Source organism: Coprobacillus sp. AF33-1AC, from assembly GCF_003475785.1.
Lineage (GTDB): Bacteria > Bacillota_I > Bacilli_A > Erysipelotrichales > Coprobacillaceae > Faecalibacillus.
Genome location: NZ_QRQB01000005.1, coordinates 1 through 24,531 on the forward strand (window position 1 = coordinate 1; position 24,531 = coordinate 24,531).

23 protein-coding genes and 11 tRNA genes are annotated in these 24,531 nt (G+C 31.0%); 4 read left to right on the top strand and 30 right to left on the bottom strand.

The window, feature by feature from the left end:
- Positions 1-297 precede the first annotated feature (297 nt).
- Together DWZ53_RS02965 and DWZ53_RS02970 are read left to right on the top strand one after the other, a co-directional pair.
- The gene (locus DWZ53_RS02965) at positions 298-1,986 is read left to right on the top strand and encodes a Na/Pi cotransporter family protein (RefSeq protein ID WP_118431861.1); all 1,689 of its coding nucleotides are present in this window, start codon (positions 298-300) and stop codon (positions 1,984-1,986) included.
- Positions 1,987-2,696: 710 nt separating this feature from the next.
- Positions 2,697-2,900 carry a hypothetical protein gene (locus tag DWZ53_RS02970; protein ID WP_118431863.1) on the top strand — a complete coding sequence of 68 codons (204 nt, stop codon included), beginning with the start codon at positions 2,697-2,699 and terminating at the stop codon, positions 2,898-2,900.
- Positions 2,901-3,321: 421 nt separating this feature from the next.
- On the opposite strand, the gene DWZ53_RS02975 is transcribed toward DWZ53_RS02970, so the two are convergent.
- Positions 3,322-4,752, bottom strand: coding sequence for a 6-phospho-beta-glucosidase (locus DWZ53_RS02975; protein WP_118431865.1), 1,431 nt, complete (start codon positions 4,750-4,752; stop codon positions 3,322-3,324).
- Between the two features lie 145 nt (positions 4,753-4,897).
- Here DWZ53_RS02975 and DWZ53_RS02980 point away from each other — a divergent pair, with 145 nt between their 5' ends.
- Complete coding sequence (locus DWZ53_RS02980) at positions 4,898-5,149, top strand: hypothetical protein (protein ID WP_118431867.1); 252 nt, start codon at positions 4,898-4,900, stop codon at positions 5,147-5,149.
- A gap of 17 nt (positions 5,150-5,166) precedes the next feature.
- On the opposite strand, the gene DWZ53_RS02985 is transcribed toward DWZ53_RS02980, so the two are convergent.
- The 14 genes from DWZ53_RS02985 to DWZ53_RS03050 all read right to left on the bottom strand — a co-directional run bounded on the left by DWZ53_RS02985 (position 5,167) and on the right by DWZ53_RS03050 (position 16,776).
- Complete coding sequence (locus DWZ53_RS02985; protein ID WP_118431869.1) at positions 5,167-6,270, bottom strand: metallophosphoesterase; 1,104 nt, start codon at positions 6,268-6,270, stop codon at positions 5,167-5,169.
- 58 nt (positions 6,271-6,328) lie between these two features.
- Positions 6,329-7,105 (bottom strand): HAD-IIB family hydrolase, encoded by a 777-nt coding sequence (locus DWZ53_RS02990; RefSeq protein ID WP_118431871.1) that lies wholly within the window; start codon positions 7,103-7,105, stop codon positions 6,329-6,331.
- Positions 7,106-7,199: 94 nt separating this feature from the next.
- Positions 7,200-8,366 (bottom strand): cation diffusion facilitator family transporter, encoded by a 1,167-nt coding sequence (locus tag DWZ53_RS02995; protein WP_118431873.1) that lies wholly within the window; start codon positions 8,364-8,366, stop codon positions 7,200-7,202.
- On the bottom strand, positions 8,366-8,713 hold the full coding sequence (locus DWZ53_RS03000; protein ID WP_118431875.1) for a hypothetical protein: 348 nt from the start codon (positions 8,711-8,713) through the stop codon (positions 8,366-8,368). Before DWZ53_RS03000 ends, DWZ53_RS02995 begins: the two co-directional genes overlap by 1 nt.
- 98 nt (positions 8,714-8,811) lie before the next feature.
- Positions 8,812-9,705 carry an alpha/beta hydrolase gene (locus DWZ53_RS03005; RefSeq protein WP_118431877.1) on the bottom strand — a complete coding sequence of 298 codons (894 nt, stop codon included), beginning with the start codon at positions 9,703-9,705 and terminating at the stop codon, positions 8,812-8,814.
- Between the two features lie 22 nt (positions 9,706-9,727).
- Positions 9,728-10,528 (bottom strand): histidinol-phosphatase HisJ family protein, encoded by an 801-nt coding sequence (locus DWZ53_RS03010; RefSeq protein WP_118431879.1) that lies wholly within the window; start codon positions 10,526-10,528, stop codon positions 9,728-9,730.
- Positions 10,529-10,557: 29 nt separating this feature from the next.
- On the bottom strand, positions 10,558-11,196 hold the full coding sequence (hisIE, locus tag DWZ53_RS03015; RefSeq protein WP_118431881.1) for a bifunctional phosphoribosyl-AMP cyclohydrolase/phosphoribosyl-ATP diphosphatase HisIE: 639 nt from the start codon (positions 11,194-11,196) through the stop codon (positions 10,558-10,560).
- Positions 11,193-11,960 (bottom strand): imidazole glycerol phosphate synthase subunit HisF, encoded by a 768-nt coding sequence (gene hisF / locus DWZ53_RS03020; protein WP_118431883.1) that lies wholly within the window; start codon positions 11,958-11,960, stop codon positions 11,193-11,195. Before hisF ends, hisIE begins: the two co-directional genes overlap by 4 nt.
- On the bottom strand, positions 11,942-12,667 hold the full coding sequence (hisA, locus tag DWZ53_RS03025) for a 1-(5-phosphoribosyl)-5-[(5-phosphoribosylamino)methylideneamino]imidazole-4-carboxamide isomerase (RefSeq protein ID WP_118431885.1): 726 nt from the start codon (positions 12,665-12,667) through the stop codon (positions 11,942-11,944). The genes hisF and hisA overlap by 19 nt, the downstream gene beginning before the upstream one ends.
- Positions 12,661-13,269 (bottom strand): imidazole glycerol phosphate synthase subunit HisH, encoded by a 609-nt coding sequence (gene hisH / locus DWZ53_RS03030; protein ID WP_118431887.1) that lies wholly within the window; start codon positions 13,267-13,269, stop codon positions 12,661-12,663. The genes hisA and hisH overlap by 7 nt, the downstream gene beginning before the upstream one ends.
- A 19-nt stretch (positions 13,270-13,288) precedes the next feature.
- Positions 13,289-13,879, bottom strand: coding sequence for an imidazoleglycerol-phosphate dehydratase HisB (gene hisB, locus DWZ53_RS03035; protein ID WP_118431888.1), 591 nt, complete (start codon positions 13,877-13,879; stop codon positions 13,289-13,291).
- A gap of 1 nt (position 13,880) precedes the next feature.
- Positions 13,881-15,179 (bottom strand): histidinol dehydrogenase, encoded by a 1,299-nt coding sequence (hisD, locus tag DWZ53_RS03040; protein WP_118431890.1) that lies wholly within the window; start codon positions 15,177-15,179, stop codon positions 13,881-13,883.
- A gap of 3 nt (positions 15,180-15,182) precedes the next feature.
- Positions 15,183-15,809, bottom strand: coding sequence for an ATP phosphoribosyltransferase (gene hisG, locus DWZ53_RS03045; RefSeq protein ID WP_118431891.1), 627 nt, complete (start codon positions 15,807-15,809; stop codon positions 15,183-15,185).
- The gene (locus tag DWZ53_RS03050) at positions 15,802-16,776 is read right to left on the bottom strand and encodes an ATP phosphoribosyltransferase regulatory subunit (protein WP_233541820.1); all 975 of its coding nucleotides are present in this window, start codon (positions 16,774-16,776) and stop codon (positions 15,802-15,804) included. The genes hisG and DWZ53_RS03050 overlap by 8 nt, the downstream gene beginning before the upstream one ends.
- A 344-nt stretch (positions 16,777-17,120) precedes the next feature.
- Here DWZ53_RS03050 and gdhA point away from each other — a divergent pair, with 344 nt between their 5' ends.
- Entirely contained in the window at positions 17,121-18,464 is a 1,344-nt protein-coding gene (gene gdhA, locus DWZ53_RS03055) for an NADP-specific glutamate dehydrogenase (protein WP_118431895.1), read from the top strand.
- A 33-nt stretch (positions 18,465-18,497) separates the two neighbouring features.
- Here the strand turns inward: gdhA and DWZ53_RS03060 are convergent, their stop codons facing one another.
- The 15 genes from DWZ53_RS03060 to DWZ53_RS03130 form a co-directional block, all read right to left on the bottom strand.
- A complete protein-coding gene (locus tag DWZ53_RS03060) occupies positions 18,498-18,902 on the bottom strand; it encodes a hypothetical protein (protein WP_118431897.1) in 405 nt (134 codons plus the stop codon).
- Between the two features lie 54 nt (positions 18,903-18,956).
- Positions 18,957-19,032 (bottom strand) — tRNA-Phe (locus DWZ53_RS03065).
- 3 nt (positions 19,033-19,035) lie between these two features.
- Positions 19,036-19,112: transfer RNA gene (locus DWZ53_RS03070), tRNA-Asp, on the bottom strand.
- A gap of 3 nt (positions 19,113-19,115) precedes the next feature.
- A tRNA-Met gene (locus tag DWZ53_RS03075) sits at positions 19,116-19,192 on the bottom strand.
- 16 nt (positions 19,193-19,208) lie between these two features.
- A tRNA-Ser gene (locus DWZ53_RS03080) sits at positions 19,209-19,301 on the bottom strand.
- Between the two features lie 13 nt (positions 19,302-19,314).
- Positions 19,315-19,391 (bottom strand) — tRNA-Ile (locus tag DWZ53_RS03085).
- Positions 19,392-19,423: 32 nt separating this feature from the next.
- Positions 19,424-19,500 (bottom strand) — tRNA-Met (locus DWZ53_RS03090).
- A 20-nt stretch (positions 19,501-19,520) separates the two neighbouring features.
- Positions 19,521-19,596 (bottom strand) — tRNA-Ala (locus tag DWZ53_RS03095).
- Positions 19,597-19,608: 12 nt separating this feature from the next.
- Positions 19,609-19,685, bottom strand: a tRNA-Pro gene (locus DWZ53_RS03100).
- A gap of 5 nt (positions 19,686-19,690) precedes the next feature.
- Positions 19,691-19,767 (bottom strand) — tRNA-Arg (locus DWZ53_RS03105).
- Positions 19,768-19,826: 59 nt separating this feature from the next.
- A tRNA-Leu gene (locus DWZ53_RS03110) sits at positions 19,827-19,916 on the bottom strand.
- Positions 19,917-19,922: 6 nt separating this feature from the next.
- A tRNA-Cys gene (locus DWZ53_RS03115) sits at positions 19,923-19,997 on the bottom strand.
- Positions 19,998-20,227: 230 nt separating this feature from the next.
- On the bottom strand, positions 20,228-22,117 hold the full coding sequence (locus tag DWZ53_RS03120) for an extracellular solute-binding protein (protein ID WP_118431899.1): 1,890 nt from the start codon (positions 22,115-22,117) through the stop codon (positions 20,228-20,230).
- Positions 22,114-22,953, bottom strand: a complete 840-nt coding sequence (locus tag DWZ53_RS03125; RefSeq protein WP_118431901.1) for an ABC transporter permease — start codon at positions 22,951-22,953, stop codon at positions 22,114-22,116. The genes DWZ53_RS03120 and DWZ53_RS03125 overlap by 4 nt, the downstream gene beginning before the upstream one ends.
- Positions 22,953-24,530, bottom strand: coding sequence for an ABC transporter ATP-binding protein (locus DWZ53_RS03130; RefSeq protein WP_118431903.1), 1,578 nt, complete (start codon positions 24,528-24,530; stop codon positions 22,953-22,955). The genes DWZ53_RS03125 and DWZ53_RS03130 overlap by 1 nt, the downstream gene beginning before the upstream one ends.
- Position 24,531: the final 1 nt, after the last annotated feature.

Sequence of the window (24,531 nt, forward strand, 5' to 3'; positions counted from 1 at the left end):
ACGATATTTTAAAGCGGACCTCTAAGCTACAGATATTTTAATATACCGATATATTCTTAAAATAATTGAATATTTGTCAAAAGAAATGGAGAAGATTTACTTCTAATCCATTTTATTTAAAAAGTCTTTGTTACTTGTAAATGATAAACAACTCATTCTAACTTCATCTAACTCACCTAAACCCGCATAAAACCGTCTATTCCAATCTAAAGATAAATTTAATGTTAAGAAAGTGTAAAGTTTATTTACATTACGTTAAGAAAATGTTAATCTACGTAAGGATATAGGAGGTTTTGTATGAAATTAGCAAATATATTTTCTATGCTAGGTGGTTTAGCCCTATTTTTATATGGAATGAATATGATGTCTAATGGACTAGAACTCGCAGCTGGAAACAAAATGAAAACAATTCTTGAAAAATTAACATCCAATCGTTTTCTTGGCGTTTTAGTAGGTGCATTAGTCACTGCCATTATTCAATCATCATCTGCAACAACAGTGATGGTTGTAGGATTCGTTAATTCTGGATTAATGTCACTAACAAGTGCGGTATGGGTCATTATGGGAGCAAATATTGGTACTACGATTACCGGTCAGTTAATCGCTATTGATATTACAGCTATTGCCCCTTTAATTGCTTTTATTGGTGTAGCCATGATTGTCTTTTTCAAAAGTAAAAAACTGGATGCATTAGGAACTGTTATTGGTGGTCTTGGTATTTTATTTATCGGAATGGAAACAATGTCTAATGCGATGATTCCTTTAAGAACAATGCCAGAATTTGTAGGATTAATATCTAAATTCCAAAATCCATTTATTGGTATTCTAGTTGGAGCTGGATTTACAGCTATTATTCAATCTTCATCTGCTTCAGTCGGAATACTACAAGCATTGGCTCGTAGTGGCGTAATGACATTACCATCTGCTATTTATGTTTTATTTGGACAAAATATCGGAACATGTATTACATCAGTACTTGCTTCAATTGGAACAAGTAAAAACGCTAAACGAACAACCATTATTCATTTATCATTCAATATTATTGGAACCATCATCTTTGTTACAATTAGCATGTTATTCCCATTTGCTCATTTAGTTGAAAGTATTACACCACATAATGTAGCAGCACAGATTGCTAATGTTCATACAATATTTAACGTAACAACTACTCTTTTACTTCTTCCTATAGGTACTAAATTAGTTGATTTAACTTATCTTGTTTTACCAGAAAAACATGATGAAACTGAACATATGACACTTAAATATCTAGATTTTAGTATCTTTAACAATGATTATCATATTGGTACAAGTGCTATTGCGAATACACAATTATTCAATGAAAGTCAACATATGTTAAATTTAGCTAATCATAATGTTAAACGATCATTTGAATTACTTGATCATTTTTCTCAAGAAAAATATGAACGTTTATTAAAAGATGAAGAATATATTAATTACTTAAATCAACAAATTATCGATTTTACAACAGCTGTTATTTCAAATGAATTTCCTACCGAAGGATCTCAAACAATTGTCTTATTCTTAAAAGTGGCTTCAGATTTAGAAAGAATTGGTGATCATGCAATCAATATAGCCAATAGAGCAAAAGCTTTATCTGAAGATGATACTCACTTCTCTATTGATGCTATTAAAGAAATCAGTATCATGGAAAGTCTATGTAATAATATTCTTGATGAATTAGTTATCTTAGACTATGATGAATTTAAAAATCTTGTTGATAAAGTTGATGTGATGGAAGACAATATTGATAAAACACAACATCAATTTACAGTTAACCAATTACATCGTTTAAAAGAAAAACAATGTACAACAGAAAACAGTATTATTTATACAAAAATTCTAACTGACTTTGAACGAATTGGTGACCATGGTTTAAACATTGCTGAAAGTTTATATCATATAAGAAAAATTATGAATACCATGAAGATGATTAAACCAGAACCCGAAACACTTAAAGAAGCCTAAATATTGAGAACTAACATAAGTTAGTTCTTTTTATTATAAAAAAATGATTGCGTCTATCACTATAGACTGCAATCATTTTTAATAACTATTTATAATTTCTTACCATTAATCATCTATTTTTATTACTTTTTTATTTGGCTATAAATAGCCATTTTTCTCCATATATTCACTCATATTTTTTTAATCTGCTTCGTCCATTTGTCGTCCACAATAATAAAAATCTTCTTATATAATATATATAGAAAAAATATATATTCTAGCAATTATAATACTATCTATATTAGAAAATTATAAGTGATAAGATTCCCTGCCTTGAAATGTGCAAATGGTCTCCTAAGCAGTATCGGGTTTCTATGATCACAGTAAATGAATATGTACTGCAATTTACGATTCAAATAATAGCAGTAAGAAAGTATCTGATAAGAATAAAATTGAAATGAGGCAAATTATCAGAACTAAAATATCTCTTTTTCAGAACATTTTGAAGATAGATTACAAGATAGAGAAGTAGACATAGCTGATGTAGTAGATGCTATTAGAAATCCTCTAAAAACAAATAAGTCAAAACTGACACACAATGCAAAACATCATTTAAAATCATAGAATAAATGCTACAATTTATATAGATCCTAATATTGGTATCATAACCACAGTACACAAAACACATTTTAAAATTGCTAAAAAACTATTAGACGGAAAGGAAGATTGAAATGCGATTAAGTTTAACAAAAAATGAAATTGAACTTTTGAATAAATTTGATATTTTTATTGATGAAAATAAAGATTATAGTGAGGATGAGTTGTTAGATTTGTCTGAATCTATTTACGATCAAGAATCTTTTAATTATGAAAAACCAATAGCTAAACAATTGGCGCATTTAGGAGATAAATTACAAGATTTAATAAATGAATAAAATCAAAGATTGCCTACTCTCAATGTAGATACTATAAGTTTTTTAATTGTATTACGTATACCAAAATAAAAACGTGAAAAAAACAAGATGGTTTTAATGATTAGTATTATGTTTTTGATGCTATCATTCCAATATATCCAGGTACATTCCGTTATAGGTTCAATAAGGATTTAAAGAATGTTAATGTTAAACATATTACTATCTATGGGTTTCGACATAGCCATGCCAATTATCCTCTATCCAATCCTACAATAAATAAAAGTCTAGTTGCCAAAGAATGGAACATTCTATTGAATGCTAAAGAACACATACGCTTATATTTATGAAAAAAGGCGTACTGCTTTTGTTGAATATATAGAAAAATTATAGGTTTGTCGTCCACAAAAACAAAAAAGCCTCATAAAAACGAGGCTTTTTTAATTTAATCTAGCTCTTCTCCGTTAGTTTCGATAACATGTTTATACCAATCAAATGATTTCTTTTTACTTCTAGAGAAATCACCTTCATGTTTATTATTATAATTAACATAGATAAAACCATAACGTTTATCATATTCACCAGTAGAGGCAGAAACAATATCAAATGGTGACCACATTGTATAACCTAATAAATCTACACCATCATAATCTACAGCATCTCTCATCGCTTGAATGTGTTCTTTTAAATAATCAATTCGATATTGATCATCTATTGTACCATCAGCCTCTTTTTTATCATAAGCACCAAAACCATTTTCTACAATCATCATTGGTAATTCAAAACGATCATTAAACCAGTTTAGACACCAACGTAATCCTAAAGGATCAATTTGCCATCCCCAGTCAGAAGCTTTTAAATATGTATTTCTAACAAAGTCTTCTGGTACATAATCAAAAGTCTTTTCATTACGTCCTTGATATTTTGTAGCAAATGACATGTAATAAGAGAATCCAATGTAATCTACTTTGCCTGCTTCTAAAATAGCTTTATCTTCTTCAGTAATAAAATCATATCCCTTTCTTTCAAATTTCTTTAAGATATGACGAGGATAATGTCCTCTTGCATGAACTTCTACATACCAGTATTTTTGATGCATTGCACCTAATGCATTCATAACATCTTCTGGTTTTGGTGAAGCTGGATAAACACCGTTCATACCTATCATACATCCTACTTGTAAATCAGGATTAATTTCATGTGCTGCTTTTACAGCTAATGCTGAAGCAACTAACTCATGGTGAGCTGATAAATACATTAAATATTCTGCATCATCACCTTCTTTAAGTAAAATGGCACCTTCTTGAATCAAGTTATGTTGTGTAACATCAGCTTGATTATTAATTTCATTAAAAGTCATCCAGTATTTTACTTTATGTTGGTATCTTTCAAAACATACTTTAGCAAATTTAACAAACATATCAATGGCTTTACGATTTCTAAAACCACCATATTCTTTAGCTAATGCCCAAGGCATTTCAAAATGTGATAAAGTAATAACTGGTTCAATTCCATGTTTAATTAATTCATCAAAAACATCATCATAAAATTTTAAACCTTCTTCATTAGGTTGATCTTCATCCCCTCTTGGAAAAATTCTAGTCCATGCAATAGAAGTTCTAAATGCTTTAAATCCCATTTCAGCCATTAAAGCAATGTCTTCTTTATAATGATGATAGAAGTCTACACCAACATGGTTAGGATAATCTTCACCAGGAATAACACCATCTGTTAATCTTCTTGGTGCTCCTGTTACATTATCACCTGCAGTTTCAACGTCAGTACAACTGATTCCTTTTCCTCCTTCTTGCCAAGCTCCTTCACATTGGTGTGCTGCAACAGCGCCACCCCATAAAAAGTCATCTCTAAAACCCATTATTTTACCTCCAATTTATATTACTTATTATAGTATACTATAAATTACTATGTTTTAAATATTTTTTTAAAAAATTAAAATAATATATTGAATTTATCATAGGCGAGAACTATAATGCAGGTGTAAAAAGAAAGAAGGCAACAATATGAGTGATTTAGAAAAAAAATTAGAAGATGAAGCAAAGGATGCGTTTGATAAATACTTTACTTACGACATCCAAGAAAAAAAACATCATCAATCTAAAGACTACACTAAAGAACAAATGAAAGATATTGTCTTAAAAGAAATTGATGACAGTGAAAAGAAATTAAAAGAAGCTTATTCTTTAAAAGAAAAACTTGAAAAAAGTATTGATCAACAAGCTGAATCATCACTAAAAAAGTATTTTAAAGAATAAAAATAAGAGCTATGCTCTTATTTTTTTATATACTCAAATGGAATCCATCCTACATCATTATGACAAATTCCATATGCATAATGTCCATAAATCCCTGCTATCCTTATTTTATCTCCCTTGTTCACTGATAAAAAACAATCTATATAATCATCTAAACAGTATGCTTTATTATTTTTATAGTATAAAAATTCATTTTTTATTGGAAAAATTGCTTGTGTATCAATTTGTTTACATAACGAAAACTCTTGCCCCTGTTTTAATATTTCAACTTCAAAATGAGGCCATGCTATCTTATGAACATGTTTAGAATTAATACTTACAGAATGTGTAACTTCATAGATTGGGAAAGGTTGTACATATTCTTTTTTTAATGTCAATTTATGATTTTTTGATTCAACAACAAGTGCATTCATTTGACTAATCATCTTTACACCTGTTCCACCATCCAAACAAATAATCCTTTTTTCATTATTAATAATAATATGATTGTCTATTTTATTTTGATATTGATTTGAAGTAGGCAAATGACCAACTACAACATAATCATTCAAACAATGTCCATCTTGATAAAAAGTTTTTGTTTCAATCATTGATGATAAAGAGCCATTATACCAATCTGTTCTTTTTTCTATGCCAGCATGAATGAATAAAAATTCATTAAAATGTAAAGATAATGGTAATGTATGTAAGTAATCTAGATAAGGCTTTAAATAAGTTTGAACTTGTTTTTGTAAATAATGAGGATCAGCTTTTCTATCCAGTTTTAAAGCAGTTAATGCTTGATCTATCATCCCGCTTTTACCAATATGACTGACATAATGCATCATTTGACTAGCATAACGTTGATCATTGATGAGTGTTTCTATTGCATACTCGCAATTACCTAATAATACAAATACTCGATTTGATTCTTGTTGTAACTGTTTTAAATATCTTATAGTTTGTAATGTTTGGGTTCCCTTTTCAACAAAATCTCCAACAATAACTAAATAATCACCTTTTTGATAATGAACGCGTTCTAACAGCGATTTAAAACGATCTAGATGGGAATGAATATCACTAATAGCAATTAGACGATAATCCTGATTTACTTTTTTTATAATATGATTTATTTTTAACACATGTTTCCCTCCACATATCTATTATACTCCATAACGAAAAAAAGTCATTTATATGACTTTAATCAATCCAACCAAAATGTTTACAAGCATTATAAATACCATCTTTATCACAATCATCAGTAACATAAGTTGCTTTAGCTTTAAGTTCATCAATAGCATTTCCCATAGCAATACTTGTCCATTCATCTCTAAACATGCTTAAATCATTCTTTTCATCGCCAAAAACAACAACATCTTTATAATCACCTTGAAAGTGATCGACAATCATTTTAATTCCTACCGATTTATCACCTGGTTCCACAAATAAATATTCTTTATGAAAACGACACCAAGGAAGCTCTTTTAATGATTCTAATTGTTGTTCCTCAGGACTATAACAAGCTATATACACTTTGTAAATTTTATCATAATCTAAAGGATTCAATCCTTCTTTCACTTCTGTTTTCATATAAACATCATGCGTAAAATCATAAAAGCGATGATCTGGTGCTAATCTTCTCGTTTTATTATCTGGTGAAATAGCCCAAATAAATCCTTTTTCTTTACACTCATTAATCAAATTAATACATTTTTGATAATCCAAAGGCTTAATATCAATCAACTGATCATGAATGGTAATTCCATTACCACCATCACTTACCATGTTTTCAAAACCTAAATCATGCATGTGATCAACTGCCATAGCATAGCTTCTTCCTGTTGCTATAGCAACAAAATGTCCTTTTTCTTTTAATAATGCTATAGCTTTTTTTGTTGATTCTGGTATATATTGTTTTCCCGGTGTACCTACCGCAAGTGTCCCATCTATATCAAAAAAGAAATATTTTTTATTCATTCTGTTCACCTCGCTTGTAACTATAGCATAATTATTTTTTTATACTAATAATTTACAAAATGAGAAAAAAAGAGCACACTTTGAAAATGTACTCTTACATATAATTATGGTCAATTTGAATGACTGTAAAGCAATATGGATATTGTTCTTGAATCTTTTTAGTAATCATATTTTTTAGTTCTTGATGATTAATCTGATCTGATGGTGGTACGACAACATCAAAAATCAAGTTTGTATGCGTCTTCCCTGGAACCATTCTAAAATCATGAATCGAATATTCAGGATTAAGATCATGTACTATTTTTTGAGTTAAATCACGATACTTTATCATATCTTTGTTTTCAACATCAATTGGATCCATATGAATTGTTGTCAATATATGAAATTTTTCATGTATGCCTCTTTCAATTAAATCAATTTGATCATGTACGACCATCATATCATCATGACAATTTACTTCCACATGTAATGTTAAAAACAAACGTCCAGGACCATAATCATGTAACAAAATATCATGTACTCCTAACGGTTTATCAAATGACATAATAAAATCTTTAATTTCTTGAATAAACTCTTTATCTGGAGCAAGACCTAACAGTGGATTAACCGTATCTTTAAAAACTTCAACCCCTGCTTTTAACACGATAATTGAAACGATTGTACCAAAAATACCATCTACAGGTAACGTAGTAAATAATGTTAAAACTAATGAACATAAAGTAGCAAAAGTTGTCATAACATCATTCAAACTATCTTGACTTGCTGCTTTTAATGTAGATGAATCTATCTTTTTACCAACGAAAGCATTAAAATGATACATCCATAATTTAATAAAAATAGAAGCAATCAAAATAATAACAGCAATCCAACTGAATAATACTTTTTCTGGATAAATAATCTTTAATACAGAATCTTTTAATGATTGTATTCCTACCAATAAAATTAAAAAGGAAATAACTAAACCTGCAATATATTCATAACGACCATGCCCATAAGGATGTTCACTATCAGCATGTTTATTAGATAATTTAAAACCAAATAATGAAGCCAAGTTACTTCCTACATCAGACAAGTTATTAAACCCATCAGCCATAATGGCTACACTATGAGTAATAAAACCCATGGTAATTTTAAAACACACTAATGTAATATTACAAATAATAGATAGTATTGAACATAATGAACCGTACTGCTCTCTTACTTTAATATTGGCATAATCTTGATGATTTTTTATAAAAATATGTGCTAAATATTGTATCATTACCCTAAATCATAGACAAAAAGATTTTGTCCTTCTACCTTAATTAAGTTTACTTGATCTAATTCTTCAATGTATTTTAACATCTTTTCTTGATTAACTTCTTTATTAGCTAAACGAGCTAAAGTATTTTTTATTTCAGGATTATCAACCTTAATAAATGCTAGATTTTCTTTAGTATATTGTGCTTTTGACATAAGTATATCTAAAATAGCTGCATAAGCTAACTTTGCTTCTAAACGAATTGTTGCATATTGATGTGTTTCAAATAATGGTTTAGGTAAAATAAAATCATGACCTTCATTGCCTTTCATTACTGTTTTTAAACTTTCTTTTGTATATAATTCCATAACTTAACCTCCTATATATATTATTATATCATAGTTTAATCAAAAGATGTCTAATCCTTTACTTTAATTGCGCAACCTTATAAATACATCCTATCTTTTTAAGATAAATGTTTTTTAATAAATTTAACAACTTCATCTAACATTTCTTCACAAAAAAACATCGGTCCACCATGGTCAGCACCTTTCATTCGATAAAAAACAACCTCTTTATTTTTATCTAATAAAGCTTGGTATAGTTTTACACTTTGTTTAAAGGCAACAAGACGATCTTTAGTTCCATGAGCAATCAATATCGGCGGAATATCACCGTCTAAGTAATGAATAGGATTTGTTTGATAAGCTATATCGAGATTGTCTAAAACATTTTTTCTTCCTATTAAATATCCTTCTGGACTGTCAGGTTGCTGATGATTTTTTGTTGTAGGAAAACCATCTTCCATGGTAATATCAACAACACCATAAAAATCAATAATTCCTTTTATATCACAAGAATATTCTTCATATAAATGACTATCCAGCATATTTAAATGAGATGTAAGTCCAGTAAGTAAAGCAACATGTCCACCAGAAGAATCACCAAATAAAAAAGTATTTTTATTGTCGATATAATATTCTTCACTATGTTTTTTTAAAAAACGAATCGCTGTTTTTGTATCTTCAATCTGGGCTGGAAAGGGAGCTATGTCGCTTTCACGATATTGTACAATAGCAACAACAAACCCCTGTTTGCATAAATAATTAAGTTGACCTACATGTTGATAAACATTTTGTTGATGCCATGCTGACCCTTGAACATAAATAATTAATGGATATTTTTCATGATTCATATTTCTTTTTCGAGGCATAAGTATCTGTAAAACACGGCTTATACCATCAAGATTCATATATTCAACATCTGGTATATATATTGTATCCATCTCTTCGTCGCTCATGACTTTTGTATTCATTCCCTCAATGACTGTTTCATCTTCTATCATTTCTTCATATGTCATTTTTTACACTTCCTTTTATAATTTAATCAATAGTCATCAAGTCCTTCACTTGTAATGTAAACGTACTTACATCATTAAAGCCTATTTCTTTTAATTTTTTTACAACTGTTAAACAGTTTTCACCTACTCGATCACTAGTATGACTATCAGTTCCAACTGTAATAATGCGTCCTCCTATATCATAATATCTTTGTACTTGTTCAAAATTAGGAAAACCACATGTTTTCAAATCTCGATATCCAGATGTATTTACTTCTATACCTTTTCCTTTTTTTATTAATGTTTTAAATATTTCATCAATAATATCTTGATACTTTTGATGATCTACACTTTTATCTTGATAAGGGCCATAGCGAACAATGTAGTCTAAATGACCTAACACATTAAAACAATCGAATTCTTGAACACATTTTAATGTTTCCTCAAAAAACTCTTGGTGAGCTTGTTCTTTAGATTTATTTTTAAAGAATTCACCATAATAAAATTCTGTATGATGGATAACATGAATTGATCCAATTACAAAATCAAAAGGGTATTGAGCAATTAATTGATTAATTTCTTCCTTATGATCTAAATCCAACCCTATTTCAATTCCCCATTTAATTTTAATTTTATCTTTAAATTCTTCTTTTAATGACTGAATTGTTTGATAATAGTTTTCAACGTCTAATTCAAAAGAATCAATAGGATAATCAAAATCCCGATGATCTGTAAAACAAATTTCATCCAAATTCATCTTTATAGCTTGTAAAACATGTTCTCTGGGATTGGCCTCACTATCACCAGAAAAACATGTATGCATATGATAATCTATTGTTTTCATAGTTTTATTAAAAAAGGAGAATGCTCTCCTTAATATTCTCCTCTCGTATGAAATTCTTTTTTATTTCCTGTAATTTGATGACGCGCTTTAAGTTTATTTTGAATATCAGATAAAGCTACTCCACGATCATTCATTAATACAAAGACATGATACAATAAATCACTAATCTCACCTACGAGTTCATCTTTATTATCATTTTTAGCAGCAATAATTGTTTCACTTGCTTCTTCACCAACTTTTTTACAAATCTTATCTACACCTTCATTTAAAAGATAATTAGTATATGATTTTTCTTTTGGATGAACTTTACGATCAGCAATTAAATTTTCTAATTCTTTAAAGATATCTACGCTGTCATATGGTTTCACTTCATTAAAGAAACAAGAATAAGCACCAGTGTGGCAAGCAGCTCCTGTTTGCTTAACATAAATAAGTAAAGTATCTAGATCACAATCTAAATGGATTCCTTTAACATCTTGAAAATGTCCTGATTCTTCTCCTTTGTGCCATAGTTTTTTTCGACTTCTTGAATAAAATACAGTTTGACCAATCTCAAGCATTTTATCATAAGCTTCTTCATTAACATAAGCAAGCATTAATACTTCTTTTGTTTGATAATCTTGTACAATTGCTGGAATTAATTCCATTTTTTTAAAATCTGGTCTCATTTTGCTCTCCTTACATTTATATGATGTTGTCTACATGCCTCTCTGACATCTTCTACTGTTGCTTCATCAAAGTGAAATAAAGAAGCAACAAGTGCAGCATCACAATTTGTTTTTTCAAATACATCAATAATATCTTGAATACTTCCACAACCACCACTGGCAATAACCGGTATATCTACAACTTGACAGACTGCATTAATCATGTCAATGTCATATCCTGCTTTTGTTCCATCAGCATCCATAGAAGTTAATAAAATCTCTCCAGCACCTAATGATTGACATTTCGTTACCCAGTCAATTAAATCAATGCCAGTATTTTCTCTGCCACCTTTGACATAAACATCATAACCACTACCATCATCTCTTTTTTTAGCATCAATGGCCACAACAACGCATTGAACACCAAATTCTTTGGCAGCATCTTCAATTAATTGTGGATTTGCTATAGCTGCTGAATTAACGGACACTTTGTCAGCACCACTTGCTAAAATCGTTCTAAAATCATCAAGAGTACGAATTCCCCCTCCTACAGCTAAAGGAATTGTAAGCTCACTGGCTCCACGTGCTATTAAATCTTTAATAATATCTCTTTTTTCATATGAAGCGGTTATATCTAAAAAAACAACTTCATCAGCACATTGTAAGTCATATTTTTTGGCTAGTTCAATAGGATCACCCACATCTTTTAAACCAACAAAATTGATGCCCTTAACAACCTTACCATCCTTAATATCTAAACAAGGAATTATCCTTTTTGTAAGCATGTAATCGCCTCCTTTAAGTCAACTTTATTTTCATAATAAGCCTTTCCGACGATACAAGCATAATAGCCCTTATCAGCTACAGCTTTAATGTTATCAAAATCTTTAATACCACCAGAAACAACAAATTGAATTGAACTATGTTGATAAATTTGATCATACATATCAAAGTTAGGTCCTGTTAAAGTTCCATCTTTTGAAATATCCGTCGCAACAATATATTTTACCCCTAAGTTTTCTAATTGTTTAATAAAATCAAGATAAGCTACTTGACTTGTTTGTAGCCAGCCTGATGTTGAAACAAAACCATTTTTTACATCAACACCAACAACAATTCTTTGAGGTCCATATTTATCAAGGGCTTCTTTTAAAAATTTTGGATTTTCAATAGCTGCTGTTCCTAAAATAACACGATCAATACCTACTTCATTTAAATATAAATCAACAGTTTCCATATTACGGATTCCGCCACCTAATTCTAAATTCATTGAAGTCGCATTTCTAATTTTTTTAATCGTTTCTAAATTGATGCATTGTCCATCTTTAGCTCCATCCAAATCAACAACATGAAGAATCTTGGCACCTAACTGTTCAAAATGTTGCGCTAACTGTTCAGGATGATGACTATAAACTGTTTTTTGATTGTAATCTCCCTTAAACAATCTTACTGCTTGTCCATCTTTTAAATCTATCGCTGGTATAACTAACATGATATCATCTCCTTAAATGCCTTTAATAAATTTTGTCCGACCGTTCCACTTTTTTCAGGATGGAACTGACATCCCATTACATTTTTATTAGCCACAATTGCTGTGATATTAGCTTTTCCATAATCACTGTAAGCCACTAAATATTGTGGATCACATTTTGCATAATAAGAATGAACAAAATAAACATCTTCATTTTCATTAATATATTTTAATAATGGATGTTTTTGATTGAAATGAAGCTGATTCCATCCCATGTGTGGAATCTTTTCATCTATATCCATAAATTCAACAGTTCCTGGAATAAATCCTAACCCTGCTGTTTTTTCTACCTCATAACCCCAATCAAACAATATTTGCATACCTAAACAAATACCTAATATAGGTGTCCCTTGTTCCTTTTTTTCATTTAATACATCAATTAAATCATATTTTTTTAGATTTTCCATAGCTACTGGAAATGCTCCAACACCCGGTAAAACAATTCCATCTGCTTGTCTAATAACATCTTGATCTCTTGTAATAATAGGATCAAGACCAATTCTTTTCAAAGCGCCATAAACACTTTTTAAATTCCCCAAGTTATAATCAATAATAGCTAACATGATATCCCCCCTAAAAGATTTATAAAACACCCTTTGAAGAACTTACTTTATCCGCATTTTCAGGATCAATTTTAACTGCTTGTTTTAAAGCACGTCCTAAGGCTTTAAAACAAGCCTCAATAATATGATGACTATTTTTGCCATAGTGTTCATTAATATGTAAAGTCAAATTGCCATGTGTCGCTAATGCTCTAAAAAATTCTTCTGTCATCTCAGTTTCATAATTCCCTAAAATTACTGTTGGTAAATCTGGAACATGATAGACCAAGAAAGCACGACCACTGATATCTAAATCAACCGTTACCAATGCTTCATCCATTGGAATTGTAAAACTACCATAACGATAAATACCTCGTTTATCACCTAAACATTCAGTTAATGCATCTCCCAAAGCAATGCCTATATCTTCCACTGTATGATGACTGTCAACTTGCAAATCACCATCACATGTTAAATTCAAATCAAATTGACCATGAAACGCAAGCAAAGTCAACATATGATCTAAAAAGCCAACCCCTGTATTAATAGATGATTGTCCTTCTCCATCCAAATTTAAAGTAAGGTTAATTTTTGTTTCTTTAGTTTCTCTTTTTATTGTCGCTGTTCTCATATTATTGATCCTCGAATCTTACTGCAATTGAATTAGCATGAGCATCTAATCCTTCACTTTTAGCAAATGTTTGGACGTCATCTTTGAATGTTTCTAAAACGTTTTTAGGATAATAGCTATAAGATGAATATTTAACGTAATCATAAACACCTAAAGCAGAATAGAATTTTGCTGTTCCACCTGTAGGTAAAACATGGTTTGTTCCTGACATATAATCTCCTAATGGTTCTGGAGTATATTCTCCTAAAAAGATTGAACCAGCATTTTTTATTTTTGGTAATGTATTAACAGGATTTTCAACTAATATTTCTAAATGTTCCGGTGCAAGATAATTAGAAACTTCAAAAGCTTCATCTAAATTATCTACAATAATAGCACCTCCATAGTTTTTCAATGATTCTTCAATAATTTCTTTTCTTGATAAATATGCTATTTGTCTTTTTAGTTCTTTGTTAACTTCTTCAACTAATGATTGGCTTGTTGTTACAAGCATAGCACTAGCAAGCTTATCATGTTCTGCCTGTGACATTAAATCAGCAGCAATATACTTTGGATTAGCTTTTTCATCAGCAATAATTAAGACCTCACTTGGTCCTGCTACCATGTCAATATCGACAACCCCATAACTCAATTTCTTTGCTGTAGCAACATAGATGTTACCTGGTCCAACAATTTTATCTGCTTTTTTTATTGTTTCTGTTCCATTTGCTATTGCAGCCACCCCTTGTGCTCCCCCAAATTTATAAATGGTATTAACACCACTGACTTTAGCTGCTGCAACGATGACCGGATTGACTTTACCATCTGCTTTAACTGGTGTAATAATAACTAAATCTTTCACTCCAGCAAGCTTAGCCGGAACAGCATTCATTAAAACTGTTGAAGGATAACTTGCTGTACCTCCTGGTACATATAAAGCTACTCTTTCAATCGGTCTTACCATTTGTCCCATAATAACACCATTGTCTTTATATAAAGACCATGATTTATCAATTTGATTCTTATGAAATTCTGTAATTTGTTTTTTTGTTCTTTCTAAAATACGAATATAATCCTCGTCTACTTCTTTTAAAGCCGCTTCTTTTTCAGCATCACTTACTATCAAATCTTGTTCATCTTTTATTTCATAGCCATCAAATTTTTTACAGTAATCAAACAGTGCTTGATTCCCATTTTTTCGTATATCTTGAATAATGCCATTTACTGCATTGTTTACTTCTTCGCTAATTTCTTCTTTACGATTATTTAATTTATTAGCTATTTCTTTTAAATCCCCGTTATAATTAATCGTTTTTAACATGTTTTATCCCCCTATAACATTTTCTAATTTATTAACAACATTCATAATTTCAGCTTTTTTAAATTTAAAACTTACTTTATTGACAATCAAACGTGTTGAAATATCACTTACTTTTTCAATCACTTCTAAACCGTTTGCTTTTAATGTTGACCCCGTTTCAACAATGTCTACAATTGCATCAGAAATGCCTGTTACCGGTCCTAATTCAACTGATCCTTCTAATTTAATAATTTCAACATCTTCCTGTTTTGAAGCAAAATATTTTTTAGCCACATTCGTATATTTACTAGCGATTTTCTTTCTTCTTTTAAAATCTTTCGTGCGATACTCTGGATAAGCAGCCACTGCAAAAAAGCATTTACCAATATTTAAATCAAGCAATTCATCATAATCATCAAAATCAACATCATCCAATGTATCTTTACCAACAAAACCTATATCAACAATTCCATGTTCCAAAAAAGTAACCACGTCATTAGGCTTACCAAAAATAACCGAAAATCCATCTTTAGTTTCAATTAATAATTCTCTATCCTTATTAATAATAGGATCCATATCAAATCCTGCCTGTTGTAATAATTTACAAACCTGTTTTTCTATTCGCCCTTTTGTAATTGCAATCTTAATCATTGATTTCACCTTCTCTTTCAATCGCTTTTAAAATATGATTCATGTGATAACAAAATCCTATCGCACTTGCCTGACGATTAAAACGTGGTAATAAATCATCATATCTTCCCCCTGAGATAATAGGTGAAGCTGATTGATCGCTATAACCCTTAATCATTAAACCAGTATAATATTTCATTGTCGGAACCATTCCCAAATCAAAAATAATATGTTCTTTATTTTCAAGTGAATTATATAAATCTCTTAATTCAATTAATGCATCTTTTAATTCCTGATCTTTAATGGTATCAATAGCTTCTTCTAATAAATCAATATTTCCAAAGGCCGTAGGTAATTTTAATAATAATTGATTAAGTCCATCATAAAAATAATTTTCTTCAACAAACTTTTTCATACCACTGATGTCTCTTAATCTTAAAATATGTGTCAAATCATCCTTTTTATCTTCTACTAATTCTAATAATCGATTGTAAAATTTAGCAGAACCTAATTCAATTAAAATGTTTTTTAAAGCTAAATATTTTAATGATTGTTGAATCATATTCATGCATTCCAAATCACCTTGAAGACCAGGCAGATTCATCAATTCGACCCCACCTTGAAAAAATTCGCTACTTCTACCTTTATGCATCGTTTCTTTACGGTATACTTTACCAAAATAACAATAACGTGCAACATCCTGATTATGACTGTTAGCATAAAGACGAGCTAGTGGAATTGTAAAATCCAACCTCATTGCTACATTTTTACCCTCATGATTAATATATTGAAACATTTTATCTAATTCAAAGCCGCAATCTAACTTGGTATACAAGTCAACATATTCAAACGATGGCATTAAAACCTCATTGTACCCATGACTAGAAAAAATCCCCCTTAAATTATTCTCTATTTCTCTTAATTTTGATACATTTGTAATAATTGCATCAATGCTTTCTTCTGGTATTAAATACTGAAACTCTTCCATTCTATGTCCCCCTACTAAAAAACGAGTCATTGACTAATGACTCGTTGTTCTTTATTGTGCCATTAGATACGCCCTTAATATATAGTGAAAATGGGCTGTATCATCAAATGATATAACCCTATGTATTCCAATGGTGATGGTGATTTAATTGTACAAAAATAAGTTTTTTCATATTGATCACCTCTTGTTGGTACTATATTAGCATAAATTGTATACAAAATAAAGTACTATTTCATTAAATTATCTTTTATTATATTAATAACTTATTCTTACAATAATTATTTCTCAATATATTTATTTATTATTAAAGAGGGTTTACAATAATAACCAGGAGGACAATTAAAATGAATTATATTGAAAAAGTATTAAAAAGCGTTAAAGAAAAAAATGCTGATCAGCCAGAATTCATTCAAGCAGTAGAAGAAGTTCTTGAAAGCTTAGAACCTGTAATCGCTGCTCATCCTGAATATGAAAAAATGGCTATCTTAGAAAGATTAGTAGAACCAGAAAGAACATTAATGTTCAAAGTACCTTGGATGGATGATCAAGGACAAGTTCAAGTTAACAGAGGATACCGTGTCCAATTCTCAAGTGCCATTGGACCATATAAAGGTGGTTTAAGATTCCACCCATCAGTTAACTTAGGAATTATCAAATTCTTAGGATTTGAACAAATTTTCAAAAACTCATTAACTACTCTACCTATCGGTGGTGGTAAAGGTGGATCTGATTTCGACCCACAAGGAAAATCAGATGCAGAAATCATGAGATTCTGTCAATCATTTATGACTGAATTATATCGTCACATTGGACCTAGCGTTGATGTACCTGCTGGTGACATCGGTGTTGGTGGACGTGAAATCGGATATTTATTTGGACAATATAAGAGAATTAAGAGTGCCTTTGAAAATGGTGTACTAACTGGTAAACCTATGCCATATGGTGGATCATTAATTCGTCCAGAAGCAACTGGATTCGGTGCTGTATACTACGGAAAAGAAGTATTAGCTCACTTCGGGGAAACATATGAAGGTAAAACAATCGCTGTATCAGGATACGGAAACGTTGCTTGGGGTGTATGTTTAAAAGCAAGAGAATATGGAGCAAAAGTTGTTTCTATTTCAGGACGTGACGGTTACGTATATGATCCAGAAGGAATCACTACAGATGAAAAAATTGATTTCTTATTAAAAATCAGAGAATCAAATGATGTTAAATTAAAAGATTACGCTGAAAAATTTGGTTGTGAATTCCACGCTGGTGAAAAACCATGGGGATTAAAAGTAGACATGGCATTCCCTTGTGCTACACAAAATGAAATCGGTGAAGAAGAAGCAAAACAATTAGTCGCTAACGGAGTTAAATATATCATTGAAGGTGCTAACATGCCTACTACTGCTGAAGCTGTTCATTACTTCTTAAGTCAAGGTGGAACATTAGGACCAGCCAAAGCTGCTAATGCCGGTGGTGTTGCTGTATCTGCATTAGAAATGTCACAAAACTCTATGCGTTATAATTGGACAAGAGAAGAAGTTGATGAAAAACTTCATAATATCATGAAAGATATTTATCATTCTTCTGTAGCTGCTAGTGAAAAATATGGTTTAGGATACGACTTAATCAAAGGTGCAAATATCGCTGGATTTGAAAAAGTTGTTGCGGCTATGATTTCACAAGGAATTTATTAAAATACAATAAACATGTAAATAAAAATAATACATCTACTTATTAGATGTATTATTTTTTTTATTTAAAAATTGATGATATTGTTGATCTAGATCATGATAATAAGAATGAGCATCAAAAATGCATAACTTTACTCTTTTATGATTGTTCAAATTAATAATTAATTTATGTTTAGAAATCAACTCATATGATTGCACGTTATCATATTTGACTACTTGAGGAAAGACCCCTATTCCTTTAAAAGAATAAACAATGGCCGAATCATCAAAAACATAACATTTAAATTTCATAAGCGCCATTGACAAAGTCATCATAAACAAAAGTCCTGCAATACAAAACTTAAATATCTGATGAATAGTTAAAAAATAGATCATCATAAACAAGATAATAATATTAAGTATAAATGCAATCATAGTCATTCTCATATCTTTGTATTTCATATATATCTCCTTTTATACAAAAAAGGAACTCTAATGAGTTCCTAAATTATCAAATGGTGGTTCCGGGCGGAATCGAACCACCGACACGAGGATTTTCAGTCCTCTGCTCTACCGACTGAGCTACGGAACCATTTGGCGGTCTGGACGGGACTCGAACCCGCGACCTCCGCCGTGACAGGGCGGCATTCTAACCAGCTGAACTACCAGACCTTTTGGTTGCGGGAGAAGGATTTGAACCAACGACCTTCGGGTTATGAGCCCGACGAGCTACCAGACTGCTCCATCCCGCGATATGAATTTTTTAAATGGCGGAGATTGAGGGATTCGAACCCCCGCAGGACGTTAATCCTCTGCTGGTTTTCAAGACCAGTCCCTTCAGCCAGACTTGGGTAAATCTCCGCTTCAATAATAATGGTGGACCCTGTTGGACTCGAACCAACGACCGATCGGTTATGAGCCGATAGCTCTAACCAACTGAGCTAAGGGTCCGTGTCTTTGCCTTAAGGGCACCAACTCTAACATGGTAGCGGGAGGGGGATTCGAACCCTCGACCCTCCGGGTATGAACCGAATGCTCTAGCCAGCTGAGCTATCCCGCCATGTTATGTTTTAATTAAATTGGTGGAGCCAAGCGGGATCGAACCGCTGACCCCCTGCGTGCAAGGCAGGTGCTCTCCCAGCTGAGCTATGGCCCCAATTATTTTAAATGGTCGGGAAGACAGGATTTGAACCTGCGACCCCCTGGTCCCAAACCAGGTGCACTACCAAGCTGTGCTACTTCCCGATAAATGGCGCGCTAGGCAGGAATCGAACCCACAACCTCTTGATCCGTAGTCAAGCACTCTATCCAGTTGAGCTACTAGCGCAATTCATAACGCTTGATTATTTTATCAAATTCATTAAGATAAGTCAAGCATTTTTTAAATGGTGCCCAGGGCCGGAATCGAACCGGCACGGATTTTAAAGGTCCGCAGGATTTTAAGTCCTGTGCGTCTACCAGTTTCGCCACCTGGGCATAAAATGGAGGTTCCAACCGGACTCGAACCGATGATAACAGAGTTGCAGTCTGTTGCCTTACCAACTTGGCCATGGAACCATTTCTTATTTATGTCGCTTAATTATTATATGATATTATCACACAAATTGCAACAGTTTTTTTCTTTTTAATTTTTTCGATTTAAGCATGTCTCTTTCAAGACAATGACTATTATATAATTTGACACCCTTGTTTGTCAATAAAATTCCACACTTATTTTTTGTGGATGACTCTATTTTTTCAAAAAGTTTTGATTATATCAACAAAAATAAGGATGAAAAATTTCATCCTTATTTTGATGCATTTGAAGCTGCAATTTTCACTTTACTAAATAAACTAGAAATAACTTTTCTTGTATTTTCATCATAAGCAAATACTTCATCTTTTTTATAACCTGAACGTGGTTTATACGCATTGATTCCCTTATAATCTGTTGATGCTAATTCCTTTAATACCTCTTTATTTGAAGACGTATATCCTACATAACTAGAATTATCATATGCTCCTTCATAACTTGTAACATAATTAATAAATTCATGTGCTAATGGCACGTTTTTTGCATTCTTAGGAATAACCATGGCATCAGACCATAAGTTTGTTCCTTCTTTTGGCATATAGAATCCCATATTTTTATTTTCTGACATAACATAAGCTGCATCACCAGAATACATTAATCCCAGTGCTTTTCTTCCTTGAGCCATATTATCAATAATTTCATCAGTAACTATCTCTGGTTGCATTGTGTTGACACAATTAATTAGCCATTGATATGCTTCATTCAATTCGTTTTGATTAGTTGTATTCATTGAATATCCCAAAGCTTTTAAAGCCATCATAAAAGAATCTCGCTCAGAATCATACAAATAAATATTTCCTTTATATTTTTGATCCAAGAAAATATTATATCCTTCTTTATCCAAATCTTCCTGACTCACTTTTGTTTTATCATAAGTAATACCTACAGTTCCCCAAAAATAAGGTACTGAATACTCATTGTGTGGATCATAAGGAAGTCCTTTTACCCCTTTTGCTAGCAAGTCTAAACAATCTAATTTTGAACGATCTAATTTTTGAATTAATTTTTCATTAATTAATCTTTCAATCATGTAATCACTAGGCACAATAACATCATAAGACTCACCATTAGCAATTTTGATATACATCTGTTCATTAGAATCAAATATATCCATAACAACTTTAGCACCTGTTTTTTCTTCAAAATTGCTAATTAAATTTTCTCCAGTATATTCTCCCCAGTTATAAACATGTAATGTTTGCCCGGCATATTTTTTTGAGTTAAAACCACCTTTAGATAAGCCCACACCAAGCCCTGCAACTGCAACAGTGATACTTACTAAAACAGCAATCCATTTCTTTGATAATGGTGCTTTATTTGTTTCCACTCTTTTTTGTTTAATCATTGGTAAAACATTAATAACAATGAGAACAATCGTAATTAAAACAACAACCAGTGTCGATATAGCGTTAATGCTTGGATTTACACGTTTTGACATCGTATAAACCATAATGCTTAAATTCTTCACACCACCACCGGTAACAAAATATGAAATAATAAAATCATCAAACGACATTGTAAAGGCAATAAGCGCTCCTGATATAATTCCCGGCATGATTTGAGGCACTAAAACTTTTGTCAAAGCCTGCCAAGGTGTAGCTCCTAAATCCATTGCTGCATCAGCTAAATTAGGATCTAGAGATCTAATTTTAGGCATAACGCTTAATATGACATAAGGAATACAAAAAGCAATATGGGCAAGCAACATTGTCATATAGCCTTTTTCTATATGAAACGTAATAAATAAAAGCATTAAACCAATTGCTGTAACAATTTCAGGATTCATAATCGGAAAATCATTAAGTTGGGAAACAACTTTTTGTATAATTTTCTTTGATTTAGATAAACCAATTGCTGTAATCGTTCCAACAATTGTAGAAACAATTGTTGCAATGACTGCAACAGAAATTGTCGTATATAATGATTGCATCATATCTCTACTAGCAAACATTTTTTGATACCATATCGTACTAAATCCACTAAAACTTGTTAAAGATTTACCAGAATTAAATGAAAAGACAATCATAAATAAGATTGGGAGATAGAAAAAGATAACAACCAACGCCATTAATATTTTTCCTACTATTCTTTTGTTCTTTTTCATAATTTTTGACTACCTCCACTATTTCTTTCATCTATTTTTCTAATAGCATACATACATACCATCATAATAGCAGCAATAATCAAAGAGATAGCACTACCAAAATTCCATTCACCAACTGTAATAAATTGATTTTCAATAACATTTCCTATTAAGAAATATTGACCTCCACCTAATAATTTTGGAATGAAAAATGAACTTACTGCTGGTAAAAAAACCAAAGCAATGCCACTTACTACTCCTGATAAAGACAATGGGAAAGTTACTTTAATAAATGTTTGAATCTTATTTGCTCCAAGATCAGCACTTGCTTCCAATAAAGATTTATCCATTTTACATAAAGCAGTGTTAATTTGTAAAATCATAAAAGGAATAAAGTTATAAACCATTCCTAATAAAACAGCACCTTCACTATAAAGCAATTGTCCATGATAAAGTCCTGTCCATTTCAAAATAGTCTGAATGATTCCGCCATCAGATAAAAGACCAATCCATGCATAAGTTCTTACAAGCATATTGATCCACATAGGAAGAGTAATCACTAAAACTAAAATATTTCTTAAACGATCACTACTACGCGCAATAAAATAAGCAATAGGATATCCTAAAAGTACGCATATAATCGTCGTTTTAATAGCGATACTGATTGAACGCCATAAAACAAGTAAAAAGTCTGGGTCGGTAAAAAACTTCTTAAAATGAGCTAATGTAAACGAAAAACTAACAATACTGTTACCTTGTGTTGTAAAAGCATATAAAGCAATTAAAATCATTGGTAACAATATCATTAATGCAGCCCATATCATATATGGTATAGCTAATTGAGATAGTTTTTTCATTAGAACACCATCTTCTTCATAACATGAATATCTTCTGGGAAGAAAGTTAATCCGACCTTTTTACCTTCTTCTACATAATCCGTTGTATGTATTTTAAATTCTCTACCTTCTGTAGAAAAACGTACTTGATAAATGCCTTCTTTAATTGTTTCAGGATCAAAATCATAATCAACATAAATGTCAACTGATTCATCTTCATCATTTAATTTCCATCCTTGTGCATTAGCCCAAGTTTTTAAATCGGTATCTAAAGCTACTGATTCTTTAATTTCATCAATTGTTTTAAAGAAATTAAATGCCATAACCCCTTCATTGGCTTTTAAGTTTTTAACAAACGGTTGATTGACAACAATAATTTTTCTCCTTACTTCTGTTCCATTTGAAGTAGAGAAAACAACTGGATATTCTCCTAATTCATTTTTTAAATCATATTCAATCTTATTAATCGAAATATATTCATCAGTTTCTGGATCCCATGCTTTTGCATCAGCACGAGCAATAATTTCAGCATCATCTAGAAGATGTAAATCTTCAATATCAACATAGAAATCATTAGCACTCATTTTTTCTTTACCATTTTCAGAAGTAACATCATGGCTTTGAGTTACTTGCATTTGAACAATCACTGTTGTTCCTGGTACAGTTTCTACCATAATTTCATAGTGTACCCCTTTAAATAAAACGCTCAATACTTCTCCTGTCATTTTTCCTTGATTTTCTTCTACAATATCAATATCTTCAGGGCGGATAACAATATCAACTGGTTCTTTTTCTTTAAAACCGAAATCAACGCAATCAAAAACATGATCATCAAATTTAACTTTATAATCTTCTAACATAACTCCTGAAATCAAATTGCTTTCACCTATAAATTTAGCGACATATTGATTTTCTGGTTCATTATAAATATCTTCCGGTGAACCGATTTGTTGAATCATACCATCTTTCATTACCACAATTTTATCAGACATCGTTAACGCTTCTTCTTGATCATGAGTAACAAAAATAAAAGTAATTCCTACTTCTTGTTGAATTCTTTTTAATTCGTATTGCATTTCTTTTCTTAATTTTAAATCTAAAGCGCCTAATGGTTCATCCAATAATAAAACTTTAGGTTCATTAACCAATGCCCTAGCAATAGCTACACGTTGTTGTTGACCACCAGAAAGTAATGTTACATTTTTATTTTCATAACCCTCTAAACCAATTAATTTCAACATTTTCATAACCATTTGTTCAATGACATCTGAACTCATTTTTTTTATTTTTAATCCAAAAGCAATATTTTGATAAACTGTCATATGAGGAAATAATGCATATTTTTGAAACACTGTATTGAGTTCTCTTTTATGTGGAGGAACATGACTAATGTCTTCTCCATCAAAAATAACTTGACCTTCATTTGCATCTAAAAAGCCACCTAGTATTCTGAGTAATGTTGTTTTCCCACAACCACTAGGTCCTAATAATGTCACAAATTCATTTTCATAAATATCTAAATTAATTCCTTTTAAAACAACCGTTCCATCAAAATCTTTAACAATATTTCTAAATTGTATTAATTTCTTTTTTTCCATA

Excerpts from the sequence above, each read along its gene's own strand:
- DWZ53_RS03120 (WP_118431899.1), bottom strand. The coding sequence starts at position 22,117 with ATGAAAAAGAACAAAAGAATAGTAGGAAAAATATTAATGGCGTTGGTT.
- DWZ53_RS03125 (WP_118431901.1), bottom strand. The coding sequence starts at position 22,953 with ATGAAAAAACTATCTCAATTAGCTATACCATATATGATATGGGCTGCA.
- hisD (WP_118431890.1), bottom strand. The coding sequence starts at position 15,179 with ATGTTAAAAACGATTAATTATAACGGGGATTTAAAAGAAATAGCTAAT.
- DWZ53_RS03130 (WP_118431903.1), bottom strand. The coding sequence starts at position 24,530 with ATGGAAAAAAAGAAATTAATACAATTTAGAAATATTGTTAAAGATTTT.
- gdhA (WP_118431895.1), top strand. The coding sequence starts at position 17,121 with ATGAATTATATTGAAAAAGTATTAAAAAGCGTTAAAGAAAAAAATGCT.
- hisF (WP_118431883.1), bottom strand. The coding sequence starts at position 11,960 with ATGCTTACAAAAAGGATAATTCCTTGTTTAGATATTAAGGATGGTAAG.
- hisA (WP_118431885.1), bottom strand. The coding sequence starts at position 12,667 with ATGTTAGTTATACCAGCGATAGATTTAAAAGATGGACAAGCAGTAAGA.
- DWZ53_RS03010 (WP_118431879.1), bottom strand. The coding sequence starts at position 10,528 with ATGAAAACAATAGATTATCATATGCATACATGTTTTTCTGGTGATAGT.
- DWZ53_RS03060 (WP_118431897.1), bottom strand. The coding sequence starts at position 18,902 with ATGAAATACAAAGATATGAGAATGACTATGATTGCATTTATACTTAAT.
- hisG (WP_118431891.1), bottom strand. The coding sequence starts at position 15,809 with ATGATTAAGATTGCAATTACAAAAGGGCGAATAGAAAAACAGGTTTGT.
- DWZ53_RS03000 (WP_118431875.1), bottom strand. The coding sequence starts at position 8,713 with ATGGAATTATATACAAAAGAAAGTTTAAAAACAGTAATGAAAGGCAAT.
- DWZ53_RS02975 (WP_118431865.1), bottom strand. The coding sequence starts at position 4,752 with ATGGGTTTTAGAGATGACTTTTTATGGGGTGGCGCTGTTGCAGCACAC.
- hisB (WP_118431888.1), bottom strand. The coding sequence starts at position 13,879 with ATGAGAACAGCGACAATAAAAAGAGAAACTAAAGAAACAAAAATTAAC.
- hisIE (WP_118431881.1), bottom strand. The coding sequence starts at position 11,196 with ATGAGACCAGATTTTAAAAAAATGGAATTAATTCCAGCAATTGTACAA.
- hisH (WP_118431887.1), bottom strand. The coding sequence starts at position 13,269 with ATGTTAGCTATTATTGATTATAACTTGGGGAATTTAAAAAGTGTTTAT.
- DWZ53_RS02995 (WP_118431873.1), bottom strand. The coding sequence starts at position 8,366 with ATGATACAATATTTAGCACATATTTTTATAAAAAATCATCAAGATTAT.
- DWZ53_RS02965 (WP_118431861.1), top strand. The coding sequence starts at position 298 with ATGAAATTAGCAAATATATTTTCTATGCTAGGTGGTTTAGCCCTATTT.
- DWZ53_RS02990 (WP_118431871.1), bottom strand. The coding sequence starts at position 7,105 with ATGAATAAAAAATATTTCTTTTTTGATATAGATGGGACACTTGCGGTA.
- DWZ53_RS02980 (WP_118431867.1), top strand. The coding sequence starts at position 4,898 with ATGAGTGATTTAGAAAAAAAATTAGAAGATGAAGCAAAGGATGCGTTT.
- DWZ53_RS03005 (WP_118431877.1), bottom strand. The coding sequence starts at position 9,705 with ATGACATATGAAGAAATGATAGAAGATGAAACAGTCATTGAGGGAATG.
- DWZ53_RS03050 (WP_233541820.1), bottom strand. The coding sequence starts at position 16,776 with ATGGAAGAGTTTCAGTATTTAATACCAGAAGAAAGCATTGATGCAATT.
- DWZ53_RS02970 (WP_118431863.1), top strand. The coding sequence starts at position 2,697 with ATGCGATTAAGTTTAACAAAAAATGAAATTGAACTTTTGAATAAATTT.